Annotated in this window: 1 protein-coding gene; it reads right to left on the bottom strand. The window is 60.1% G+C overall.

Annotated features, from left to right (window positions below; genetic code table 11):
• The coding region (gene pufC, locus CH341_RS32200; protein ID WP_146604751.1) for a photosynthetic reaction center cytochrome PufC at positions 1 to 288 on the bottom strand (288 nt) is incomplete at both ends.

Genomic DNA, 288 nt, shown 5'->3' on the forward strand with positions numbered 1-288 from the left:
GGTGGCAGGTGTAGCAGGTCACACCCGTCTGGGCGACGTGGTTCGTCCAGTCGGAATTGATGTGGCGCGTCATCTCAAGCATGCGACGCGACACGATCTTGGTGTATGGCCGCTCAGCGGCCAGGTCGTTTTCATCGTGGCAGTAGGCACAGCCCTGTTCCGGCGAAACCCACTCCGTGATCACGGTCATGACACGCAGGAACTGCTCTTCCGAAAGATCGCCGAGAACATGGACGTTCTCGTAGACTTCCGAAGCGCGGGGACCTTCAGCCGAAACCGCTGGGAACG

Source organism: Rhodoplanes roseus, from assembly GCF_003258865.1.
Classification (GTDB): domain Bacteria; phylum Pseudomonadota; class Alphaproteobacteria; order Rhizobiales; family Xanthobacteraceae; genus Rhodoplanes; species Rhodoplanes roseus.